Raw genomic sequence first — 19,385 nt, 5'->3', positions numbered from 1 at the left:
GCTGCTTTCTTATTGTAGGAACAGGATTAAAAGTGGGAGCGGGCTTGCTCGCGAAGAGGGAGTGTCAGTCGACATCAACATTGCCTGACATCCCGCTTTCGCGAGCAAGCCCGCCCCCACATCGGCTCAGTGCCGGGGTTAGAAACAATCCCCCGGCACACGGACGTAACCTTCCATCAACACCCGTGCACTGCGGCTCATGATGGCCTTTTTCACCGTCCATTCACCGTTGACCTGAGTGGCCTCGGCGCCCACGCGCAAGGTGCCGGAGGGATGACCGAAGCGCACGGCATTACGCTCTATGCCGCCCGCCGCCAGGTTCACCAGCGTGCCGGAAATCGCCGCCGCCGTGCCGATGGCCACCGCCGCCGTGCCCATCATGGCGTGGTGCAGCTTGCCCATGGACAGCGCGCGCACCAGCAGGTCGACGTCGGTGGCTGCGATCTTCTTGCCGCTGGACGCAATGTAATCCGCAGGTGGGGCAACGAACGCGACCTTCGGCGTGTGCTGGCGCCTGGCGGCTTCATCCGGGTGTTGAATCAACCCCATGCGCAGCGCGCCGTAAGCACGGATGGTTTCAAACATCGCCAAAGCCTCCAGGTCACTGTTGATCGCGCCCTGCAGCTCGGTGCCGGTGTAGCCGATGTCTTCGGCGTTGATGAAAATGGTCGGGATGCCAGCGTTGATCAGGGTTGCCTTTAGCGTGCCGACACCCGGCACCTCGAGGTCGTCCACCAGGTTACCGGTGGGGAACATCGAACCACCGCCCCCCTCCTCTTCCGCCGCCGGGTCCATGAATTCGAGCTGCACTTCAGCCGCCGGAAAGGTCACGCCGTCGAGTTCGAAATCGCCGGTTTCCTGGACCTCGCCATTGGTGATCGGCACATGAGCGATGATGGTCTTGCCAATGTTGGCCTGCCACACGCGTACCACTGCTACACCGTTGTACGGAATGCGACTGGCATCCACCAGGCCGTTGCTGACGGCGAACGAACCGACCGCCGCCGACAGGTTGCCGCAGTTGCCGCTCCAGTCGACGAAAGGCTTGTCGATGGCGACCTGGCCGAACAGGTAATCGACGTCGTGATCGGCCTTGATGCTTTTCGACAGGATCACGGTTTTGCTGGTGCTGGATGTCGCGCCGCCCATGCCGTCAATCTGCTTTTCATACGGATCGGGGCTGCCGATCACTCGCAGCAATAACGCATCCCGAGCCGGCCCCGGAATTTGTGCCGCTTCGGGCAAGTCTTGCAGGCTGAAGAACACGCCTTTGCTGGTGCCGCCACGCATGTAGGTGGCGGGGATCTTGATTTGAGGTGTGTGAACCATATTGATCCTTCTCGGCCCGCGCGGGAGCTGACCCCACCGCGCGGCCCATCGTGTTAAACGGCAACCGCCGATTCGAGGAAGTCCTGAGCGAAACGCTGCAACACGCCGCCAGCCTCGTAGATCGACACTTCTTCGGCGGTGTCGAGGCGGCAGGTCACCGGCACTTCGACGCGTTCGCCGTTCTTGCGGTTGATCACCAGCGTCAGCGTCGCACGGGGGGTGCGGTCGCCAATCACGTCGTAGGTTTCGCTGCCGTCGATGGCCAGAGTGTGGCGATCAGTGCCCGGCTGGAATTCCAGCGGCAACACGCCCATGCCCACCAGGTTGGTGCGGTGAATGCGCTCGAAACCTTCGGCGGCAATCGCTTCCACTCCCGCCAGACGCACGCCTTTGGCCGCCCAGTCCCGGGACGAACCCTGGCCGTAGTCGGCGCCTGCGATGATGATCAGCGGTTGCTTGCGCTCCATGTAGGTTTCGATGGCTTCCCACATGCGCATCACTTTGCCTTCCGGCTCGACCCGCGCCAGCGAACCCTGCTTGACCTTGCCGTTTTCCTGGACCATTTCATTGAACAGTTTCGGGTTGGCAAAGGTTGCGCGCTGCGCGGTCAAATGGTCACCGCGGTGCGTGGCGTAGGAGTTGAAGTCCTCTTCCGGCAGGCCCATTTTCGCCAGGTACTCACCCGCTGCGCTGTCGAGCATGATGGCGTTGGAAGGCGACAGGTGATCGGTGGTGATGTTGTCCGGCAGCACCGCCAGCGGGCGCATGCCCTTGAGCGGACGCGCCCCGGCCAGCGCGCCTTCCCAGTACGGCGGACGGCGGATGTAGGTGCTCATCTCGCGCCAGTCGTACAACGGCGTGACTTTCGGGCCGGTGTCTTCGTGGATGGCGAACATCGGGATGTACACCTGGCGGAACTGCTCCGGTTTGACCGAGGCCTTGACCACCGCGTCGATCTCTTCGTCGCTCGGCCAGATGTCTTTCAGGCGGACTTCCTTGCCGTCGACCACGCCAAGCACATCTTTCTCGATGTCGAAACGGATGGTGCCGGCGATGGCATAGGCGACCACCAGCGGCGGCGAGGCGAGGAACGCCTGCTTGGCATACGGGTGAATCCGCCCGTCGAAGTTACGGTTGCCAGAGAGTACAGCGGTGGCATACAGGTCGCGGTCGATGATCTCTTGCTGGATCACCGGGTCCAGCGCGCCGGACATGCCATTGCAGGTGGTGCAGGCGAAGGCCACGACGCCAAAGCCGAGTTGCTCCAGCTCTTTGGTCAGGCCGGCTTCATCCAGATACAGCGCCACGGTTTTCGAACCCGGCGCCAAGGACGACTTGACCCATGGCTTGCGGGTCAGCCCGAGTTTGTTGGCGTTACGCGCCAGCAGGCCGGCGGCGATGACGTTACGCGGGTTGCTGGTGTTGGTGCAGCTGGTGATGGCGGCGATGATCACCGCGCCATCGGGCATTTGCCCCGGTACATCATCCCATTGGCCGGAGATGCCTTTGGCGGCCAGATCCGAGGTCGCGACACGCGCATGCGGATTGCTCGGGCCGGCCATGTTGCGCACCACCGAGGACAGGTCGAAGCTCAGCCCGCGCTCGTATTGCGCGTCTTTGAGGCTGTCGGCCCACAGGCCGGTCTGTTTGGCGTAGTTCTCGACCAACTGCACTTGCTCGTCTTCACGGCCGGTGAGTTTCAGGTAGTCGATAGTTTGCTGGTCGATGTAGAACATCGCCGCCGTGGCGCCGTATTCCGGGGCCATGTTGGAAATGGTCGCGCGGTCGCCGAGGGTCAGGTTTGATGCGCCTTCGCCGAAGAACTCCAGCCACGCGCCGACGACTTTCTGTTTGCGCAGGTATTCGGTCAGCGCCAGCACCATGTCGGTGGCGGTGATGCCCGGTTGCAGCTTGCCGGTGAGTTCGACGCCAACGCTTTCCGGCAGACGCATCCACGAGGCGCGCCCGAGCATCACGCTTTCCGCTTCCAGACCACCAACGCCAATGGCGATCACGCCCAGCGCATCAACGTGCGGGGTATGACTGTCGGTGCCGACGCAGGTATCGGGGAAAGCCACGCCGTCGCGCACCTGGATCACCGGCGACATTTTCTCCAGGTTGATCTGGTGCATGATCCCGTTGCCCGGCGGGATCACATCAACGTTCTTGAACGCCTTTTTGGTCCAGTTGATGAAGTGAAAACGGTCTTCGTTGCGACGATCTTCAATGGCGCGGTTCTTCTCGAACGCCTCGGGATCGAAACCGCCACGCTCGACGGCCAGGGAGTGGTCGACGATCAGTTGCGTCGGCACCACCGGGTTCACTTGCGCCGGGTCGCCGCCCTGCAGGGCGATGGCATCGCGCAGGCCGGCGAGGTCCACCAGGGCGGTCTGGCCGAGAATGTCATGACACACCACGCGGGCCGGGAACCAGGGGAAGTCGAGGTCGCGTTTGCGCTCGATCAGTTGCTTCAGAGAGTCGGTGAGCGTGGCCGGGTCGCAGCGACGCACGAGGTTCTCCGCCAGCACGCGGGAGGTGTACGGCAGGGTGTCGTAGCTGCCGGGCTGGATCGCCTCGACCGCCGCGCGGACGTCGAAAAAATCCAGAGAGCTGCCGGGCAGTTTTTTGCGGAATTCAGTGTTCATCGTCAGGACTCGGGTCACGGTGATTTCAAGAGGTGAGCACTGCACCGGCACTGAAGTGGACTCGCTCCCACATTGGCTCCCGGTTTAACCAGTTATCCGTGCAGCAGCTTCACCATTCAGCGTTGTTCGATTGGCACGAACTTGCGCTGTTCGACGCCGACGTACTCGGCGCTCGGGCGGATGATGCGGTTGTTGGCACGTTGCTCGAACACGTGGGCCGCCCAGCCGGTCAGGCGCGAGCAGACGAAGATCGGTGTGAACAACTTGGTCGGGATGCCCATGAAGTGGTACGTCGAGGCGTGGTAGAAGTCAGCGTTCGGGAACAGTTTCTTCTGTTCCCACATGGTTGCGTCGATGGCTTCTGAAACCGGGAACAACACCGTGTCGCCCACTTCGTCGGCGAGTTTTTTCGACCAGCCCTTGATCACCTCATTGCGCGGATCGTTGTCCTTATAGATCGCGTGGCCGAAGCCCATGATCTTCTCCTTGCGTGCCAGCATGCCGAGGGTGCCCTCGACCGCCTCTTCCGGCGAGCTGAAGCGCTCGATCATTTCCATCGCCGCTTCGTTGGCCCCGCCGTGCAGCGGGCCGCGCAGGGAACCGATGGCAGCCGTGATGCAGGAATACAAATCCGACAGCGTCGAGGCACACACCCGGGCGGTGAAGGTCGAGGCGTTGAATTCGTGCTCCGCGTAGAGGATCAGCGAAACGTTCATCACCTTGACGTGCAATTCGCTCGGCTTCTTGTCGTGCAACAGGTGCAGGAAATGGCCGCCGATGCAGGCTTCGTCGGTCACGCAATTGATGCGTTTGCCGTCGTGGCTGAAGCGATACCAGTAGCACATGATCGCCGGGAACGCGGCCAGCAGGCGGTCGGTTTTGTCGTGCTGCTCGGAGAAATCTTTCTCCGGCTCGATGTTGCCCAAAAACGAGCAACCGGTGCGCATCACGTCCATCGGATGGGCGTCGGCGGGGATGCGCTCCAGCACTTCCTTCAACGTCTGCGGCAGGTCGCGCAACTTGCTCAGCTTCTGGGTGTAGGCCGCGAGCTGTGCCTTGGTCGGCAGTTCGCCGTACAGCAGCAGGTAAGCCACTTCTTCGAACTGTGCGTCAGCCGCCAGTTCGCGCACGTCGTAGCCGCGATAGGTCAGGCCGGCACCCGACTGGCCCACGGTGGACAGTGCGGTTTGCCCGGCCACCTGGCCACGGAGCCCGGCGCCACTGAGTACTTTTGCTTCGGCCATTGCTGTCTCCAGTTTTTGAATTTGTTAGGGAATCTGCAACTTCTATACGGTTATCTTATTTTCGTAGCAGCTGCCGAGCCTGCGAGGCTGCGTTCGGCTGCGCAGCAGTCGTAAACCCTGCATACGCGATGTATCTGAAAGACCGAATTGCCTGGCTTGGCGAGCCCTTCGGTCTCGAACGCTGCCTCGCAGGCTCGGCAGCTGCTACAGGGCTTTCATTACTTCTTCGCCGCGAACAACGCATCGAGCTTCTGCTCGAAGGTGTGGTAATCGATTCGATCGTAAAGCTCCATGCGTGTCTGCATGGTGTCGATGACGTTCTGTTGCGTGCCGTCGCGGCGGATCGCGGTGTAGACGTTTTCCGCAGCCTTGTTCATCGCGCGGAACGCCGACAGCGGGTACAACACCAACGACACGTCGGCGCCGGCGAGCTGCTCGGTGGTGTACAGCGGCGTCGCGCCGAATTCGGTGATGTTGGCCAGAATCGGCGCTTTCACGCGGCTGGCGAACAGTTTGTACATCTCAAGCTCAGTGATGGCCTCCGGAAAGATCATGTCGGCACCGGCCTCGATGCACGCGGCGGCGCGATCCAGTGCAGACTCCAGACCTTCCACCGCCAGGGCATCGGTGCGGGCCATGATCACGAAGCTGTCGTCGGTGCGGGCATCGACGGCCGCCTTGATGCGGTCGACCATTTCCTGCTGCGAGACGATCTCTTTATTAGGGCGGTGACCGCAGCGCTTGGCGCCGACCTGGTCTTCGATGTGAATCGCCGCCGCGCCGAACTTGATCATCGACTTGACGGTACGGGCGACGTTGAACGCCGAGGAACCGAAACCGGTGTCCACGTCCACCAGCAGCGGCAGGTCGCAGACGTCGGTGATGCGGCGCACATCGGTCAGCACGTCATCCAGGCCGGTAATGCCCAGGTCCGGCACGCCGAGGGAGCCGGCAGCCACCCCGCCCCCCGACAGGTAAATAGCCTTGAAACCGGCGCGCTTGGCCAGCAGTGCATGGTTGGCATTGATCGTGCCGACCACTTGCAGCGGATGCTCGCTGGCGACCGCATCGCGGAAACGCTGGCCTGGAGTGCTCTTGTTGGAACTCATGACTCACCTCGTTCAGTGGCTGTCGGGTTAGCGCCGTCCTGGTAGTGACGGGCGATGTTGCGTTTGGAGGCGCCTATGTGACGGCGCATCAACAACTCGGCCAACTCACCGTCACGGTCGGCGATGGCATCGAGAATTCGGTGGTGCTCGGCAAACGCCTGGCGGGGCCGATTGGGCGTGGTGGAAAACTGGATGCGGTACATGCGCACCAGTTGGTACAGCTCGCCGCAGAGCATCTGGGTCAGGGTGCGGTTGCCGCTGCCCTGAATGATCCGGTAATGAAAGTCGAAATCGCCTTCCTGCTGGTAGTAGCCGACACCCGCCTGAAACGCTGCATCGCGCTCGTGGGTTTCCAGCACCCGGCGCAGCTCGTCGATTTCTTCGACGGTCATGCGCTCGGCCGCCAGACGGCAGGCCATGCCTTCCAGGGATTCGCGGATTTCGTAGAGTTCCAGCAATTCGGCGTGGCTCAGCGACACCACCCGCGCCCCGACGTGCGGCACGCGAACCAGCAGGCGCTGGCCTTCCAGGCGGTGGATCGCCTCGCGCAACGGCCCGCGGCTGATACCGTAGGTGCGCGCCAGCTCCGGCTCGGAGATCTTGCTGCCCGGGGCGATCTCGCCCTTGACGATAGCCGCCTGAATGCGTCGGAAGACATTTTCGGAAAGTGTTTCCGAGTCGTCCTGAACCGTGACCGGGGGATCGAGTTGATCCAGCATATTGTCGACACCTTTAAAAGCAATGCCGCAAAAACTAGCGAATAAGGCCAGTTACGTCAAAGGATAAATAGACATTGTCGACAATCGTCTAATAACCGCTTGCACCATAACGAAGCAGCGCCTCCAGTTACAGCCGTCCGTGAACGCTGGCGCCATAAACCCACCGTGCTAGAATGCCGCCCGCATTTGCTTGTCATCTGCATTGCCTGTCATGAAAAAAGGATAGGCATACGAGGGAGCTTGTGCAGCAATGCCAGGGCCTTGAATTGAAGAACGGACCGCTGCGCATCAGGATTTATGAGACTCAAGCTCTTCACCACACTCCTTTGTCTTCTTGGCTTGTCAGGTTTCGCCGGGGCAGGGGAAAAGACTGTATACGGCCTCAATGAGTACGCTTCGCTGGACGGCATCAATCTGCAAGTCGCCGCCAAACTCGACACCGGGGCGAAAACCGCCTCGCTGAGCGCCCGCGACATCAAACGTTTCAAACGCAATGGCGAATCCTGGGTGCGTTTCTATCTGGCCATCGACGCCGCGCATTCGCACCCGATCGAACGACCGCTGGCCCGTGTCAGCAAGATCAAGCGCCGGGCCGGTGACTACGACCCGGAAGAAGGCAAGAAGTACACCGCCCGTCCGGTCATCGAGCTGGATATCTGCATGGGTTCGGCCTTACGCAGTATCGAAGTGAACTTGACCGACCGCAGTGCCTTCCAATACCCGCTCCTGATCGGCTCCGAGGCGCTCAAGCGTTTCGATGCGCTGGTCGATCCAAGTCTTAAATACGCTGCTGGCAAACCTGCCTGCGCCACCGACGCACATACCGCAGAGTAATTCCAATGCGCTCTCTTACCCTCCATCTGAAATTGCTCATCGCCATCCTGGTGGTGCTGGGCATTTCAGTTACGGCCTATCAGATTTTCGTGCTCGGCATTCCGGTGACTGAAGACGCCACCGACGACTTGTGGAACATCGACGCCAAGGTCGAGTTCGTCGCCAACGCCAAAGACCCGATCAAGATCCAGATGTTCGTGCCGCCTCTGAGCCGCGACTATGTGAGCCTCAACGAGAGTTTCATTTCCAATAACTATGGCGTGGCGGTGAACCGTGTCGATGGCAACCGCAAGGTCACCTGGTCGGCGCGTCGGGCCAAGGGCAACCAGACCCTTTATTACCGCCTGGTGCTGACCAAGCGCTACAGCGGCGAAAAATCCAAGGTCAAAGGGGCGACCTTCCGCGACAGCATCGCCGTCGAAGGGCCGGAAAAAATCGCCGCCGAAGCCCTGCTCGCGCCGATCCGCCAGCATTCGGCCGACGTCGAAACCTTCATCGGCGAAGCCATCAAGCGTGTCAACAATCTCAACGACGACAACGTGAAACTGCTGCTGGCCGGCGACCCGTCCACCGCGAACAAAGCCAAAATCGTCGAACTGGTACTGTCCATCGCCCACGTCCCGGTGGAAAAGGTCCACACCATCCGCCTGGTGGCCGATCAGCCGCAAATGCCTGAACTCTGGCTGCGCAGCTTCAACGGTACCGACTGGCTGTACTTCAACCCGGAAACCGGCGAACAGGGCCTGCCCACCGACCGCTTGCTGTGGTGGACCGGCGATGAAAACCTGATCACCGTCGATGGCGGCAAGAAAGCCAACGTCACTTTCAGCCTGAACAACAGCGAAATGAACGCCATTCGCCTGGCCAAGCTCACCGACGAAAACTCCGACGCCAACTTCCTCGATTACTCGCTGTACGGCCTGCCGCTGCAAACCCAGCAGACCTTCATGATCATGGTGATGATCCCGATCGGCGTGCTGGTGATCCTGATCCTGCGCAACCTGATCGGCATCCAGACACTCGGCACCTTTACCCCGGTGCTGATCGCCCTCGCCTTCCGGGAAACCCAGCTCGGCTTCGGCATCGTGCTGTTTACCATCATCACGGCGCTGGGGCTGTCGCTGCGTTCCTACCTCGAGCACTTGAAACTGCAAATGCTGCCGAGGCTATCGGTGGTGCTGACCTTCGTGGTGGTGCTGATCGCCGCGATCAGCCTGTTCAGCCACAAACTCGGCCTGGAACGCGGATTGTCGGTAGCACTGTTCCCGATGGTGATTCTGACCATGACCATCGAACGCCTGTCGATCACCTGGGAAGAGCGCGGTGGCGGCCATGCCATGAAAGTGGCGATCGGCACGCTGTTCGCCGCCTCCCTGGCGCACCTGATCATGAGCGTGCCGGAGCTGGTGTACTTCGTGTTCACCTTCCCGGCGGTCCTGCTGATCCTGGTGGGGTTCATGCTGGCCATGGGTCGCTATCGCGGCTACCGCCTGACCGAACTGGTGCGTTTCAAGGCTTTCCTGAAGGAGGCTGACGCCTGATGTTCGGCCTCTGGAAGACCTGGAAAGCCCTGGAGGCCCGGGGCATCATGGGGATCAATCGGCGTAACGCCGACTACGTGCTCAAGTACAACAAGCGCAGCCTGTACCCGATCGTCGATGACAAGATCATCACCAAGGAACGCGCCATCGCCGCCGGCATCCACGTGCCGGAACTGTACGGCGTGATCTCCACCGAGAAGGAAATCGATAACCTCAAGGAGATCATCGGCGGGCGCACCGACTTCGTGATCAAACCGGCCCAGGGTGCCGGCGGCGACGGCATCATTGTGGTTGCCGACCGGTTCGAGGGGCGCTATCGCACAGTGTCCGGCAAGATCATCGACCATGAGGAACTCGAGCACCATATTTCGAGCATCCTCACCGGCCTGTATTCCCTGGGCGGTCACCGCGACCGTGCGCTGATCGAATACCGCGTGACCCCGGACCAGATATTCAAAAGCATCAGCTACGAAGGCGTGCCGGACATCCGCATCATCGTGCTGATGGGCTATCCGGTGATGGCCATGTTGCGCCTGCCGACGCGCCAGTCCGGCGGCAAGGCCAACCTGCACCAGGGCGCCATTGGCGTCGGTGTCGACCTGGCCACCGGCCTGACATTGCGCGGCACCTGGCTGAACAACATCATCAACAAACACCCGGACACCACCAACGCGGTAGACGGTGTGCAACTGCCCTACTGGGACGGCTTCATGAAACTGGCCGCCGGCTGTTATGAGCTGTGCGGGCTGGGTTACATCGGCGTCGACATGGTGCTCGACCAGGAAAAAGGACCGCTGATTCTCGAGCTCAACGCCCGGCCTGGGTTGAACATTCAGATCGCCAACGATTGCGGGCTGACGTCCCGTACCCACGCGGTCGAGGCGCGACTCGAAGAGTTGAAGGCCCGCGGGATCACTGAAACGGCGCAGGAGCGTGTGGAGTTCGTTCAGGAATTATTCGGGCATATTCCAGCGGTCGAGGGCTGATCCAGGACTGCGGCGACCCATTCGCGGGCAAGCCCGCTCCCACAGGATTCGCGCAGTCCTTGTGGGAACGGGCTTGCCCGCGAAGGCTGACACCAAATCACCACACCTCTCAACCTTGCCGCCAATCTGCCAATCCCCGACATGCCTCTAGGAGCAAATCCTGCAGAGGACTACAATCGCTCCCCCGCCTCGATGGCTGATCTACCCCGCCCATGTTGACCTGTTCCGTACACCCGCTGCCCTATCGCGCCAACCCCGCCGAGTACTTCGCGGCGATTCGTCATGCCCCCGGTGCCGTGCTGCTCGACAGCGGCCGGCCGAGCGCCGAGCGTGGGCGTTTTGACCTGCTCAGCGCCTGGCCGCTGGAGCAATTGGCGGTGTTGCCGGATGAAAGCGGCAGCCATTTCCTGCAACGCCTTCGCGACCATCTGACACGTCTCGGTAACGCAGCCCTGCCTGCGTCCTGCGACCTGCCCTTCGCTGGCGGCCTGATCGGCTACCTGAGCTATGACTTCGGCCGGCATCTGGAAAACCTGCCGAGCCAGGCGCAGGACGACCTGCAATTGCCCGACGCACGTTTCGGGCTCTACGACTGGGCACTGATCAGCGATCACCACCAGGCCACCAGCCAACTGGTGTTCCACCCGGCGTTGATCGACAGCGAACGACAGCGGCTGATCGAACTGTTCACGCAACCCGTCCCTCAGCAGATCGAGCCTTTCAAACTGGACGGCCCGATGAACGCCGACCTGAGCGCCGACGACTATCGGCAAGCCTTCGAGCGCATTCAGCAATACATCCAGGCTGGCGACTGCTATCAGGTCAACTTCGCCCAGCGCTTTCGCGCCCAATGCCAGGGCGATCCGTGGGCGGCCTATTGCGCGCTGCGGGCGGCGTGCCCGACACCGTTTTCCGGCTTCCAGAACCTGCCCGACGGCGGCGCCGTGCTTAGTCTGTCGCCGGAGCGCTTCGTCAAAGTCAGCGAACGCCACGTCGAAACCCGCCCGATCAAAGGCACCCGCCCCCGCGGCCTGACTGCCGTCGAAGATGCGGCGAACGCCGCCGAACTGCTGGCCAGTCCCAAGGATCGCGCGGAAAACCTGATGATCGTCGACTTGCTGCGCAACGATCTGGGTCGTACCTGCCGCATTGGTTCGGTACGTGTGCCGGAGTTGTTCAGCCTGGAAAGCTATCCGAACGTGCATCACCTGGTGAGCAGCGTTACCGGCGAACTGGCGGATGACAAGGATGCGCTGGATCTGATCGCCGGCAGCTTCCCCGGCGGCTCGATTACCGGCGCGCCAAAGATTCGCGCGATGCAGATCATCGACGAACTGGAGCCGACCCGTCGCGGGTTGTATTGCGGTTCATTGCTGTATCTGGACGTACGCGGGGAGATGGACAGTTCCATCGCCATTCGCAGCTTGCTGGTCAAGGACGGGCAGGTGTGCTGCTGGGGGGGTGGCGGAATCGTCGCGGATTCGGATTGGCAGGCGGAATATCAGGAATCGATCACCAAGGTGAAGGTGTTGCTCGATACGTTGCAGGGCCTTTAAAAGCTTCGCGGGCAAGCCCGCCCCCACAGGTCATGTGTCGAACCACACAAATCCTGTGGGAGCGGGCTTGCCCGCGATGGGGCCATCCCGGACGACTACAAACTCAACGCCCGATTCGAAGCCTTGATGAACTCCTGTTTCAACTCGGCAAAGCTGTGCACCGCCGGGAACTGCGGGAACTCACGAATCACATTGTCCGGCGCATGGAACAGGATCCCGGCATCCGCCTCGCCCAGCATCGTGGTGTCGTTGTAGGAATCGCCCGCGGCGATCACCCGGTAGTAAAGGCTCTTGAGCGCCAATACCGACTGACGCTTGGGATCTTTCTGACGCAACTGATAACCCGTCACTCGACCGGCATCGTCAGTAATCAGACGATGGCAAAGTAACGTCGGGAAGCCCAGTTGACGCATCAGCGGCTGGGAAAATTCGTAAAAGGTGTCCGACAGAATCACCACCTGAAAGCGCTCCCGCAGCCAGTCGACAAATTCGCTGGCGCCTTCCAGAGGCTTGAGCGTGGCGATCACTTCCTGGATATCGGAGAGCTTCAGGCCATGCTCGTCGAGAATTCGCAGGCGCTGTTTCATCAACACGTCGTAGTCGGGAATGTCCCGAGTGGTGGCCCTGAGGGACTCGATCCCGGTTTTTTCGGCAAAGGCGATCCAGATTTCCGGGACCAGCACACCTTCAAGATCCAGACAGGCAATTTCCACAAGACACTCCCATTGGTATTGTTTATGAGTCTAGCGAGCAAAAGCACTGCCGAACTCTAGCGACTCGCCCCCCTCTGTGCAACGCAGAGGACGCGCCAGCCGCCGCAGGATTTTGTTACCATCGACGCATATAGAGCGCCCAGCGCCACCGACCTGTAGGAAGCCGCCCTGATGAGCCCATCGTTCGATGTCGTGGAACTCGCCACGACCTATGCCAACAAATCCGCCCAGGACATCCTGAAACTCGCGTTCGCCGAGTTCGGCGACGACCTGTGGATATCTTTCAGCGGCGCCGAAGATGTGGTGCTGGTGGACATGGCCTGGAAGCTGAACAAGAACGTCAAAGTGTTCAGCCTCGACACCGGCCGCTTGCATCCCGAGACCTACCGCTTCATCGAGCAGGTGCGCGAGCACTACAAGATCGATATCGAAGTGGTATCGCCGGACTACAGCAAACTCGAACCTTTCGTGAAGGAAAAAGGCCTGTTCAGCTTCTACAAGGACGGCCATGGCGAGTGCTGCGGCATTCGCAAGATCGAGCCGCTGCGTCGCAAGCTGTCTGGCGTGACCGCCTGGGCCACCGGCCAGCGTCGGGACCAGAGCCCGGGCACTCGCAGCGCGGTCGCGGTGCTGGAAATCGACACCGCGTTCTCCACCCCGGAACGTACCCTGTACAAATTCAACCCGCTGGCGCAGATGACCAGCGAAGAGATCTGGGGTTACATCCGCATGCTGGAGCTTCCATACAACAGCCTGCATGAGCGCGGGTTCATCAGCATTGGTTGCGAACCTTGCACCCGGCCGGTGCTGCCGAACCAGCATGAGCGCGAAGGTCGTTGGTGGTGGGAAGAAGCCACGCAGAAAGAATGTGGGTTGCATGCGGGCAATATCATCAGCAAATCCAAGGCGTAATCTCACGCCCGATGCAAGCCCTCGCGGGAACGGGCTTGCTCGCGAAAGCGGACTGTCAGTCAATATCAGCATTGAATGTGACGGCCTCTTCGCGAGCAAGCCCGCTCCCACGCTGACGTGAGTCAGCTCGAATAAATGTGTACACAGAAATGTCACCATAAGTGCCATATCTGTGTGCACTTTTAGTTTTAGCGCCCCAAAAAGTTACATTCCCCGGCCCTGATTTTCTCAGTCGATCACTCGCACAAAACCCCACCCAAAATAAATACCTGTTCAATCGGTCAATTTATATTGTCTTTTTTTCAACTAGTTATCTTCAATCAATAACAAAACGAAATTAGCGCTAAATTTTATAGATCACCGACTGGCACACATCTGGCTTAAGTGAACACATGTTTTGTATACAATAAATACAAAAACATACACACACTTTAGATCCGCAAGCCTGAAGCGCCCTATCCCGTACAGGCTGCAGATGCCCCGTAACCAATGATGCTCTCCCGCCCGCGACGAAGATTTGTCGAGCCCACGCTCATGCACAGTCATCGCGGCAATGAGCTTCAGGAGCCTGCCGGAATGCGTACTAGCCTCCCCAATAACAATATTGTGCTGGATCTGCCCTCCTCCCTTTCCACCTCTGTGATTCACGATCAAACGTTTCAACCACCCGTGGTGCTCAGCCCCCGCTTGCACAATAAGGATCTTGCGCCGACCAAGGCCGAAGGTCGGCGCTGGGGTCGTTACAGCATCTTTGCCCTGTGGACAAACGATGTGCACAACATTGCCAACTACTCTTTCGCCATTGGCTTGTACGCGTTGGGCCTGGGCGGCTGGCAGATTCTGTTGTCCCTGGGGATCGGTGCAGCGATGGTGTATTGCTTCATGAACCTTTCCGGTTACATGGGCCAGAAAACCGGTGTGCCGTTTCCGGTGATCAGCCGCATCAGTTTCGGCATCCACGGGGCGCAGATTCCCGCATTGATTCGCGCCGTTATCGCCATTGCCTGGTTCGGGATTCAGACGTACCTGGCGTCAGTGGTCTTTCGCGTATTGCTGACGGCGGTGCATCCCGGATTCGCCGATTACGACCACAACTCAATCCTCGGGCTATCGAGCCTGGGTTGGGTGTGTTTCGTGGCGATCTGGTTCGTGCAGTTGGCGATCCTGGCCTATGGCATGGAAATGGTGCGGCGCTACGAGGCGTTTGCCGGCCCGGTGATTTTGCTGACCGTCGCCACCCTTGCCGGGTGGATGTACTTCCAGGCCAACGCCACCATCGCCTGGTCGATTCGCGAACCGCTGAGTGGCGGTGAGATGTGGCGCAATATCTTTGCCGGCGGCGCCTTGTGGCTGTCGATCTACGGCACGCTGATCCTCAATTTCTGCGACTTCGCCCGCTCCTCCCCCTGCCGCAAGACCATCCGGGTCGGAAATTTCTGGGGCCTGCCCGTCAACATTCTGGTATTTGCCGCAATCACGGTCCTGCTGTGCGGCGCGCAATTTCAGATCAATGGCCGGATCATCGAAAGCCCGACCGAGATCATCGCGTCGATTCCCAACACCTTCTTTCTGGTGCTCGGTTGCCTGGCGTTCCTGATTGTCACCGTGGCGGTGAACATCATGGCCAACTTCGTCGCCCCGGCCTTTGTCCTGAGCAACCTGGCGCCCAAATACCTGACCTTCCGCCGCGCCGGGCTGATCAGCGCGACCATCGCGGTGCTGATCCTGCCGTGGAACCTCTACAACAGCCCGCTGGTGATCGTGTATTTCCTGTCCGGCCTCGGCGCCCTGCTCGGCCCGTTGTACGGGGTGATCATGGTCGACTACTGGCAGGTACGGAAAGGTCGGATCAACGTACCGCAGTTGTACAGCGAAGATCCCGATGGCGATTATTACTACAGCCACGGAGTCAATTTGCGCGCCGTGGCGGCGTTCATTCCGGCAGCCTTGATCGCCATTGTCCTGGCCCTGGTGCCAGGTTTCGACAGTGTCTCGCCATTCTCCTGGCTGATTGGCGCCGGGATTGCAGGGATGCTCTACCTGATCATCGCCAAACGTCAGCCTTACTACGCCGATGTCAGCGGCGAAGCCATCGCGGTCGATAATGTCAGCCATTAATCCCCTGGCGGCCCGGCAACGCCGGGCCGCAGAACCACTCGCTATAAAAGGACCTCCCATGCGAATTCTCGTGGTCAACGTCAACACCACCGAATCCATTACCCAGACCATCGCACGTCAAGCGCAATCCGTGGCCGCACCCGGCACGGAAATCATCGGCTTGACCCCGCATTTCGGCGCCGACTCCATTGAAGGCAATTTCGAAAGCTACCTGGCCGCCATCGCCGTGATGGACCGGGTCATGTCCTACGATCAGCCCTTCGATGCGGTGATCCAGGCCGGTTATGGCGAGCACGGTCGCGAAGGTTTGCAAGAGTTGCTCAACGTTCCAGTGGTGGACATCACCGATGCCGGCGCCAGCACCGCGATGTTCCTCGGCCATGCCTACTCGGTGGTCACTACCCTGGACCGCACCGTGCCGCTGATCGAGGATCGCCTCAAATTGTCCGGGCTCTGGGATCGTTGTGCATCGGTGCGGGCCAGTGGGTTGGCGGTGCTGGAGCTGGAGTCCGATCCAGAGCGTGCGCTGGAGGCGATTGTCCGCCAGGCGGAACTGGCGGTGAGCGAGGACAAGGCCGAGGTGATTTGCCTGGGTTGTGGCGGCATGGCCGGGCTGGATGAACAGATTCGTCGGCGCACCGGCGTACCGGTGGTGGATGGCGTGACGGCGGCGGTGACCATTGCCGAATCGCTGGTACGGTTGGGGTTGTCGACGTCGAAAGTGCGGACGTATGCGACGCCTCGGCCGAAGAACATTATGGGTTGGCCGGGGCGGTTTGGGCGCTAGACCGCGTTATCGTTCATCGCGGGCATGCCCGCTTCCACAGGTTCTGCGTCGTTCACATCACCCTGGCACAACACAAAACCCTGTGGGAGCGTGGCTTGCCCGCGAAGGCCACACCTCGGTCCCAAGCCGAGCTCAAACTGCACTAAATCTCTGCCCCAACCCCTGTTCGGCAAACTGCTCAATGATGAAATCGACAAACGCCCGGGTCTTGCCCGGCAGCAGTTTGTGCTCGGCGTAATAGATGGAGATGTTGCCATCGTCGACGTACCAGTCGGGCAACACCCGCTGCAAGGTCCCGGCGTCCAGATAGCCCACGGCGAATGGCATGCTCACCAACGCAATGCCTAAACCCTGAGTGGCGATTGCGCAGGCGGCTTCCGAATCGCTCATGGTCATCCGCGCCTTGAGCGTCAGCGGGTTGTGTTGCCGGTTGCGACTGGTCAACTGCCAGGAACGCACGCGCCCTGTCTGCGGCGACCGTATCAAGATGCCGTCGTGGTGCTGGAGGTCATCGGGCTCGATGATCGCCTCGTGTCCCGCCAGGTACTCGGCTGAAGCCACCAACACTCGATGGGCGGGCGTCAGCTTGCGCGCCACTACGCCCTGAGGCAGTTCGAATCCACCGCCAATCGCCGCATCGAAACCCTGGCCGATCAGGTCGACCTGACGGTTGTCGAAATGCCAGTCGGGATTGATCGCCGGAAAGCGCCGCAAAAACTCTCCGAGCAATGGCACGATGTACAAACGCCCGAACACCGTGCCCATGCTGACCTTCAGCGTTCCCGCCGGACGTCCTTCGGCGCTGGCCAGGTTGGCCACGGCATTCTGGATCGTGTGCAGGCTGGCGCTGACTTCGCCGAGAAACAGCTGGCCGGCCTCGGTCAGCGTCAGGCTACGCGTACTGCGCTGGAACAGCCGCACACCCAGTCGCGCCTCCAGCTTGGCGACGCTCTTGCCCACCGCCGCCGGTGTCAGACTCAAGCGCCGCGCGGCTTCGGCGAAGCTACCGACCTCGGCGCTGCGCACGAAGCATTCGATACTGCTGAAGGTTTCCATAGGCGCCACTATAAACTTCTGGTTTACACAGACTATAGCAATCACGGTCTACCCCGAGGGTAATGCGAAGCCGATACTCGACTCCAACAACAAGGCAGCCCGCCTTGCACTTCTGGAGATCGACATGACCACTCAACACCTCAGCGGCAAAGTAGCTCTGATTCAAGGCGGTTCACGGGGCATCGGTGCCGCCATCGTCAAACGCCTGGCCGCCGAAGGCGCAGCCGTTGCCTTCACCTATGTCAGCTCTACCGCCAAAGCCGAAGACCTGCAAAACAGCATCATCTCCGCCGGCGGCAAAGCCCTGGCCATCAAGGCCGATAGCGCCGATGCCGTTGCCATTCGCGGTGCCGTCAACGCCACCGTCGAAGCCTTCGGTCGCCTGGACATCCTGGTCAACAACGCAGGTGTCCTGGCCATCGCACCGCTGGAAGACTTCAAACTCGAAGACTTCGACCAGACCTTGGCCATCAACGTACGCAGTGTGTTCATCGCCACCCAGGAAGCCGCCCGCCACATGACCGAAGGCGGTCGCATCATCAACATCGGCAGCACCAATGCCGAGCGCATGCCCTTCGCCGGTGGTGGCCCGTATGCCATGAGCAAATCGGCGCTGGTCGGCCTGACCAAAGGCCTGGCTCGCGACCTCGGCCCACGGGGCATCACCATCAACAACGTGCAACCGGGCCCGGTCGACACCGACATGAACCCGGCCGATAGTGACTTCGCCGAAAGCCTGATCCCGCTGATGGCCGTGGGTCGTTACGGCAAAGCGGAAGAAATCGCCAGCTTCGTCGCCTACCTTGTCGGTCCCGAAGCCGGCTACATCACCGGTGCCAGCCTGACCATCGACGGTGGTTTCGGCGCCTGATATATCGCTCGATTGAAACAAAAACGCCGGCACTCGATTGCCGGCGTTTTTTTGTGTCTGGGATTATCGAATGGTCAGGCCCATTCAAGCGCCGGCAAGCCACATGCGCTGGGCTTGAATGCCTTCAACGTACGAAGAATGCCATCGGCGTGTGCGTATTTTTCGTCGGCCATCGCCGCATCCGGTACCGCAATCGCCGTCATCCCCGCCGCTTTGGCTGCAGTGACGCCGAACGGTGAATCCTCGAACACCAGACAATCCCGGGGCGCGATACCCAGGCGCCGTGCCGCTGTCAGGAAAATATCCGGCGCCGGTTTCGCCGCGCCCACTTCCGGGTCGTCAGCCGTGACGATGAAGTCGAACAGCGCGAACCAGTCGCGGTGCAAGGTGGTTTTCTGGCCGAACGACTGACGCGAAGAACTGGTGCCCACCGCGATAGGAATGTTGTTGGCTTTCAAGTGCCGAACCAGCTCCTCTGCGCCGGGCATCGCCAGTGCTGTCGGAAAACGCTCGCGCATCAGCGGCTCGCGGATCACCAGAAACTCTTCGGCGGTGATCGGCAGGTCCAGCGCCTCGACTACATAGCGCGCCAGATCACCCGCGCCACGGCCAATGATGTTCTGTTTGACGCTCCAGTCGAAGGTGCGCCCATAACGCTCGGCAATGATGGACGTGACTTCGGTGTATATGCCCTCGGTGTCCAGCAGCAAACCGTCCATATCGAAAATCACGGCCTTGATCGGACCGAACTCATCCAAGGGTGCACTCATCGCATCTGATCCGTTTTCTCATGACATCCCCGGGCGACTCAGGCACAGCCGGATCCGTGATGAATTAAAGGGTTCAGCAGCATAGCCAGCGCGGCCGGTCGGGAGCAACGGGCAATGCCCGGCGGATACAAAAAACCTGTGTCGAGGCGCCCGCGATGATTTAGCGATTTCCCCTACACCAAACACCTCCTTTCC

General features: G+C 60.5%; 16 protein-coding genes. 8 read left to right on the top strand and 8 right to left on the bottom strand.

Going from position 1 to position 19,385, the window contains the following annotated elements; translation table 11 throughout:
- Nucleotides 1–138: 138 nt before the first annotated feature.
- From prpF to PSH64_RS08990, 5 genes are all read right to left on the bottom strand, one after another.
- Nucleotides 139–1,329, bottom strand: coding sequence for a 2-methylaconitate cis-trans isomerase PrpF (gene prpF / locus PSH64_RS09010; RefSeq protein ID WP_305480481.1), 1,191 nt, complete (start codon nucleotides 1,327–1,329; stop codon nucleotides 139–141).
- A 53-nt stretch (nucleotides 1,330–1,382) separates the two neighbouring features.
- Complete coding sequence (acnD, locus tag PSH64_RS09005) at nucleotides 1,383–3,974, bottom strand: Fe/S-dependent 2-methylisocitrate dehydratase AcnD (RefSeq protein WP_305480480.1); 2,592 nt, start codon at nucleotides 3,972–3,974, stop codon at nucleotides 1,383–1,385.
- Between the two features lie 116 nt (nucleotides 3,975–4,090).
- Complete coding sequence (prpC, locus tag PSH64_RS09000) at nucleotides 4,091–5,218, bottom strand: 2-methylcitrate synthase (protein ID WP_105339623.1); 1,128 nt, start codon at nucleotides 5,216–5,218, stop codon at nucleotides 4,091–4,093.
- A 218-nt stretch (nucleotides 5,219–5,436) separates the two neighbouring features.
- The gene (prpB, locus tag PSH64_RS08995) at nucleotides 5,437–6,327 is read right to left on the bottom strand and encodes a methylisocitrate lyase (RefSeq protein WP_018925250.1); all 891 of its coding nucleotides are present in this window, start codon (nucleotides 6,325–6,327) and stop codon (nucleotides 5,437–5,439) included.
- The gene (locus PSH64_RS08990) at nucleotides 6,324–7,046 is read right to left on the bottom strand and encodes a GntR family transcriptional regulator (protein WP_007902102.1); all 723 of its coding nucleotides are present in this window, start codon (nucleotides 7,044–7,046) and stop codon (nucleotides 6,324–6,326) included. Before PSH64_RS08990 ends, prpB begins: the two co-directional genes overlap by 4 nt.
- Before the next feature lie 297 nt (nucleotides 7,047–7,343).
- Between PSH64_RS08990 and PSH64_RS08985 the strand changes: the two genes are divergently transcribed.
- From PSH64_RS08985 to pabB, 4 genes are all read left to right on the top strand, one after another.
- Nucleotides 7,344–7,880 carry an ATP-dependent zinc protease gene (locus PSH64_RS08985; RefSeq protein WP_105339624.1) on the top strand — a complete coding sequence of 179 codons (537 nt, stop codon included), beginning with the start codon at nucleotides 7,344–7,346 and terminating at the stop codon, nucleotides 7,878–7,880.
- A gap of 5 nt (nucleotides 7,881–7,885) precedes the next feature.
- Complete coding sequence (locus tag PSH64_RS08980) at nucleotides 7,886–9,421, top strand: inactive transglutaminase family protein (protein WP_105339625.1); 1,536 nt, start codon at nucleotides 7,886–7,888, stop codon at nucleotides 9,419–9,421.
- A complete protein-coding gene (locus PSH64_RS08975; protein ID WP_305480479.1) occupies nucleotides 9,421–10,407 on the top strand; it encodes an alpha-L-glutamate ligase-like protein in 987 nt (328 codons plus the stop codon). Before PSH64_RS08980 ends, PSH64_RS08975 begins: the two co-directional genes overlap by 1 nt.
- A 212-nt stretch (nucleotides 10,408–10,619) precedes the next feature.
- The gene (pabB, locus tag PSH64_RS08970; RefSeq protein ID WP_305480478.1) at nucleotides 10,620–11,963 is read left to right on the top strand and encodes an aminodeoxychorismate synthase component I; all 1,344 of its coding nucleotides are present in this window, start codon (nucleotides 10,620–10,622) and stop codon (nucleotides 11,961–11,963) included.
- 95 nt (nucleotides 11,964–12,058) lie between these two features.
- Here the strand turns inward: pabB and thrH are convergent, their stop codons facing one another.
- Complete coding sequence (thrH, locus tag PSH64_RS08965) at nucleotides 12,059–12,676, bottom strand: bifunctional phosphoserine phosphatase/homoserine phosphotransferase ThrH (RefSeq protein WP_105339628.1); 618 nt, start codon at nucleotides 12,674–12,676, stop codon at nucleotides 12,059–12,061.
- 171 nt (nucleotides 12,677–12,847) lie between these two features.
- Here thrH and PSH64_RS08960 point away from each other — a divergent pair, with 171 nt between their 5' ends.
- From PSH64_RS08960 to PSH64_RS08950, 3 genes are all read left to right on the top strand, one after another.
- Entirely contained in the window at nucleotides 12,848–13,588 is a 741-nt protein-coding gene (locus tag PSH64_RS08960; RefSeq protein ID WP_007942164.1) for a phosphoadenylyl-sulfate reductase, read from the top strand.
- 576 nt (nucleotides 13,589–14,164) lie between these two features.
- A complete protein-coding gene (locus PSH64_RS08955) occupies nucleotides 14,165–15,706 on the top strand; it encodes an NCS1 family nucleobase:cation symporter-1 (RefSeq protein ID WP_105339629.1) in 1,542 nt (513 codons plus the stop codon).
- A 58-nt stretch (nucleotides 15,707–15,764) separates the two neighbouring features.
- A complete protein-coding gene (locus PSH64_RS08950; protein WP_305480477.1) occupies nucleotides 15,765–16,493 on the top strand; it encodes an aspartate/glutamate racemase family protein in 729 nt (242 codons plus the stop codon).
- A gap of 132 nt (nucleotides 16,494–16,625) precedes the next feature.
- Here PSH64_RS08950 and PSH64_RS08945 read toward each other — a convergent pair whose 3' ends face one another.
- Nucleotides 16,626–17,549: a LysR family transcriptional regulator gene (locus PSH64_RS08945; protein ID WP_105339631.1), complete on the bottom strand. Its 924-nt coding sequence runs from the start codon at nucleotides 17,547–17,549 to the stop codon at nucleotides 16,626–16,628.
- A 124-nt stretch (nucleotides 17,550–17,673) separates the two neighbouring features.
- On the opposite strand from PSH64_RS08945, the gene PSH64_RS08940 reads away from it, so the two are divergent.
- On the top strand, nucleotides 17,674–18,420 hold the full coding sequence (locus tag PSH64_RS08940) for a 3-oxoacyl-ACP reductase family protein (protein ID WP_105339632.1): 747 nt from the start codon (nucleotides 17,674–17,676) through the stop codon (nucleotides 18,418–18,420).
- Between the two features lie 74 nt (nucleotides 18,421–18,494).
- Here PSH64_RS08940 and PSH64_RS08935 read toward each other — a convergent pair whose 3' ends face one another.
- The gene (locus PSH64_RS08935; RefSeq protein WP_305480476.1) at nucleotides 18,495–19,190 is read right to left on the bottom strand and encodes an HAD-IA family hydrolase; all 696 of its coding nucleotides are present in this window, start codon (nucleotides 19,188–19,190) and stop codon (nucleotides 18,495–18,497) included.
- Nucleotides 19,191–19,385: the final 195 nt, after the last annotated feature.

The sequence above is a fragment of the Pseudomonas sp. FP1742 genome (genome assembly GCF_030687145.1).
Classification (GTDB): domain Bacteria; phylum Pseudomonadota; class Gammaproteobacteria; order Pseudomonadales; family Pseudomonadaceae; genus Aquipseudomonas; species Aquipseudomonas frederiksbergensis_D.
The sequence above is the reverse complement of the archived record's forward strand: the minus strand, read 5'-3'. Positions and strand labels throughout refer to the sequence as shown.

Bases quoted from the DNA above. Each gene is read 5' to 3' on its own strand.
- PSH64_RS08935 (WP_305480476.1), bottom strand. From the start codon at position 19,190: ATGAGTGCACCCTTGGATGAGTTCGGTCCGATCAAGGCCGTGATTTTC.
- prpC (WP_105339623.1), bottom strand. From the start codon at position 5,218: ATGGCCGAAGCAAAAGTACTCAGTGGCGCCGGGCTCCGTGGCCAGGTG.
- prpF (WP_305480481.1), bottom strand. From the start codon at position 1,329: ATGGTTCACACACCTCAAATCAAGATCCCCGCCACCTACATGCGTGGC.
- PSH64_RS08975 (WP_305480479.1), top strand. From the start codon at position 9,421: ATGTTCGGCCTCTGGAAGACCTGGAAAGCCCTGGAGGCCCGGGGCATC.
- PSH64_RS08950 (WP_305480477.1), top strand. From the start codon at position 15,765: ATGCGAATTCTCGTGGTCAACGTCAACACCACCGAATCCATTACCCAG.
- acnD (WP_305480480.1), bottom strand. From the start codon at position 3,974: ATGAACACTGAATTCCGCAAAAAACTGCCCGGCAGCTCTCTGGATTTT.
- PSH64_RS08940 (WP_105339632.1), top strand. From the start codon at position 17,674: ATGACCACTCAACACCTCAGCGGCAAAGTAGCTCTGATTCAAGGCGGT.
- PSH64_RS08990 (WP_007902102.1), bottom strand. From the start codon at position 7,046: ATGCTGGATCAACTCGATCCCCCGGTCACGGTTCAGGACGACTCGGAA.
- PSH64_RS08985 (WP_105339624.1), top strand. From the start codon at position 7,344: ATGAGACTCAAGCTCTTCACCACACTCCTTTGTCTTCTTGGCTTGTCA.
- pabB (WP_305480478.1), top strand. From the start codon at position 10,620: ATGTTGACCTGTTCCGTACACCCGCTGCCCTATCGCGCCAACCCCGCC.
- PSH64_RS08955 (WP_105339629.1), top strand. From the start codon at position 14,165: ATGCGTACTAGCCTCCCCAATAACAATATTGTGCTGGATCTGCCCTCC.
- PSH64_RS08960 (WP_007942164.1), top strand. From the start codon at position 12,848: ATGAGCCCATCGTTCGATGTCGTGGAACTCGCCACGACCTATGCCAAC.
- prpB (WP_018925250.1), bottom strand. From the start codon at position 6,327: ATGAGTTCCAACAAGAGCACTCCAGGCCAGCGTTTCCGCGATGCGGTC.
- PSH64_RS08945 (WP_105339631.1), bottom strand. From the start codon at position 17,549: ATGGAAACCTTCAGCAGTATCGAATGCTTCGTGCGCAGCGCCGAGGTC.
- PSH64_RS08980 (WP_105339625.1), top strand. From the start codon at position 7,886: ATGCGCTCTCTTACCCTCCATCTGAAATTGCTCATCGCCATCCTGGTG.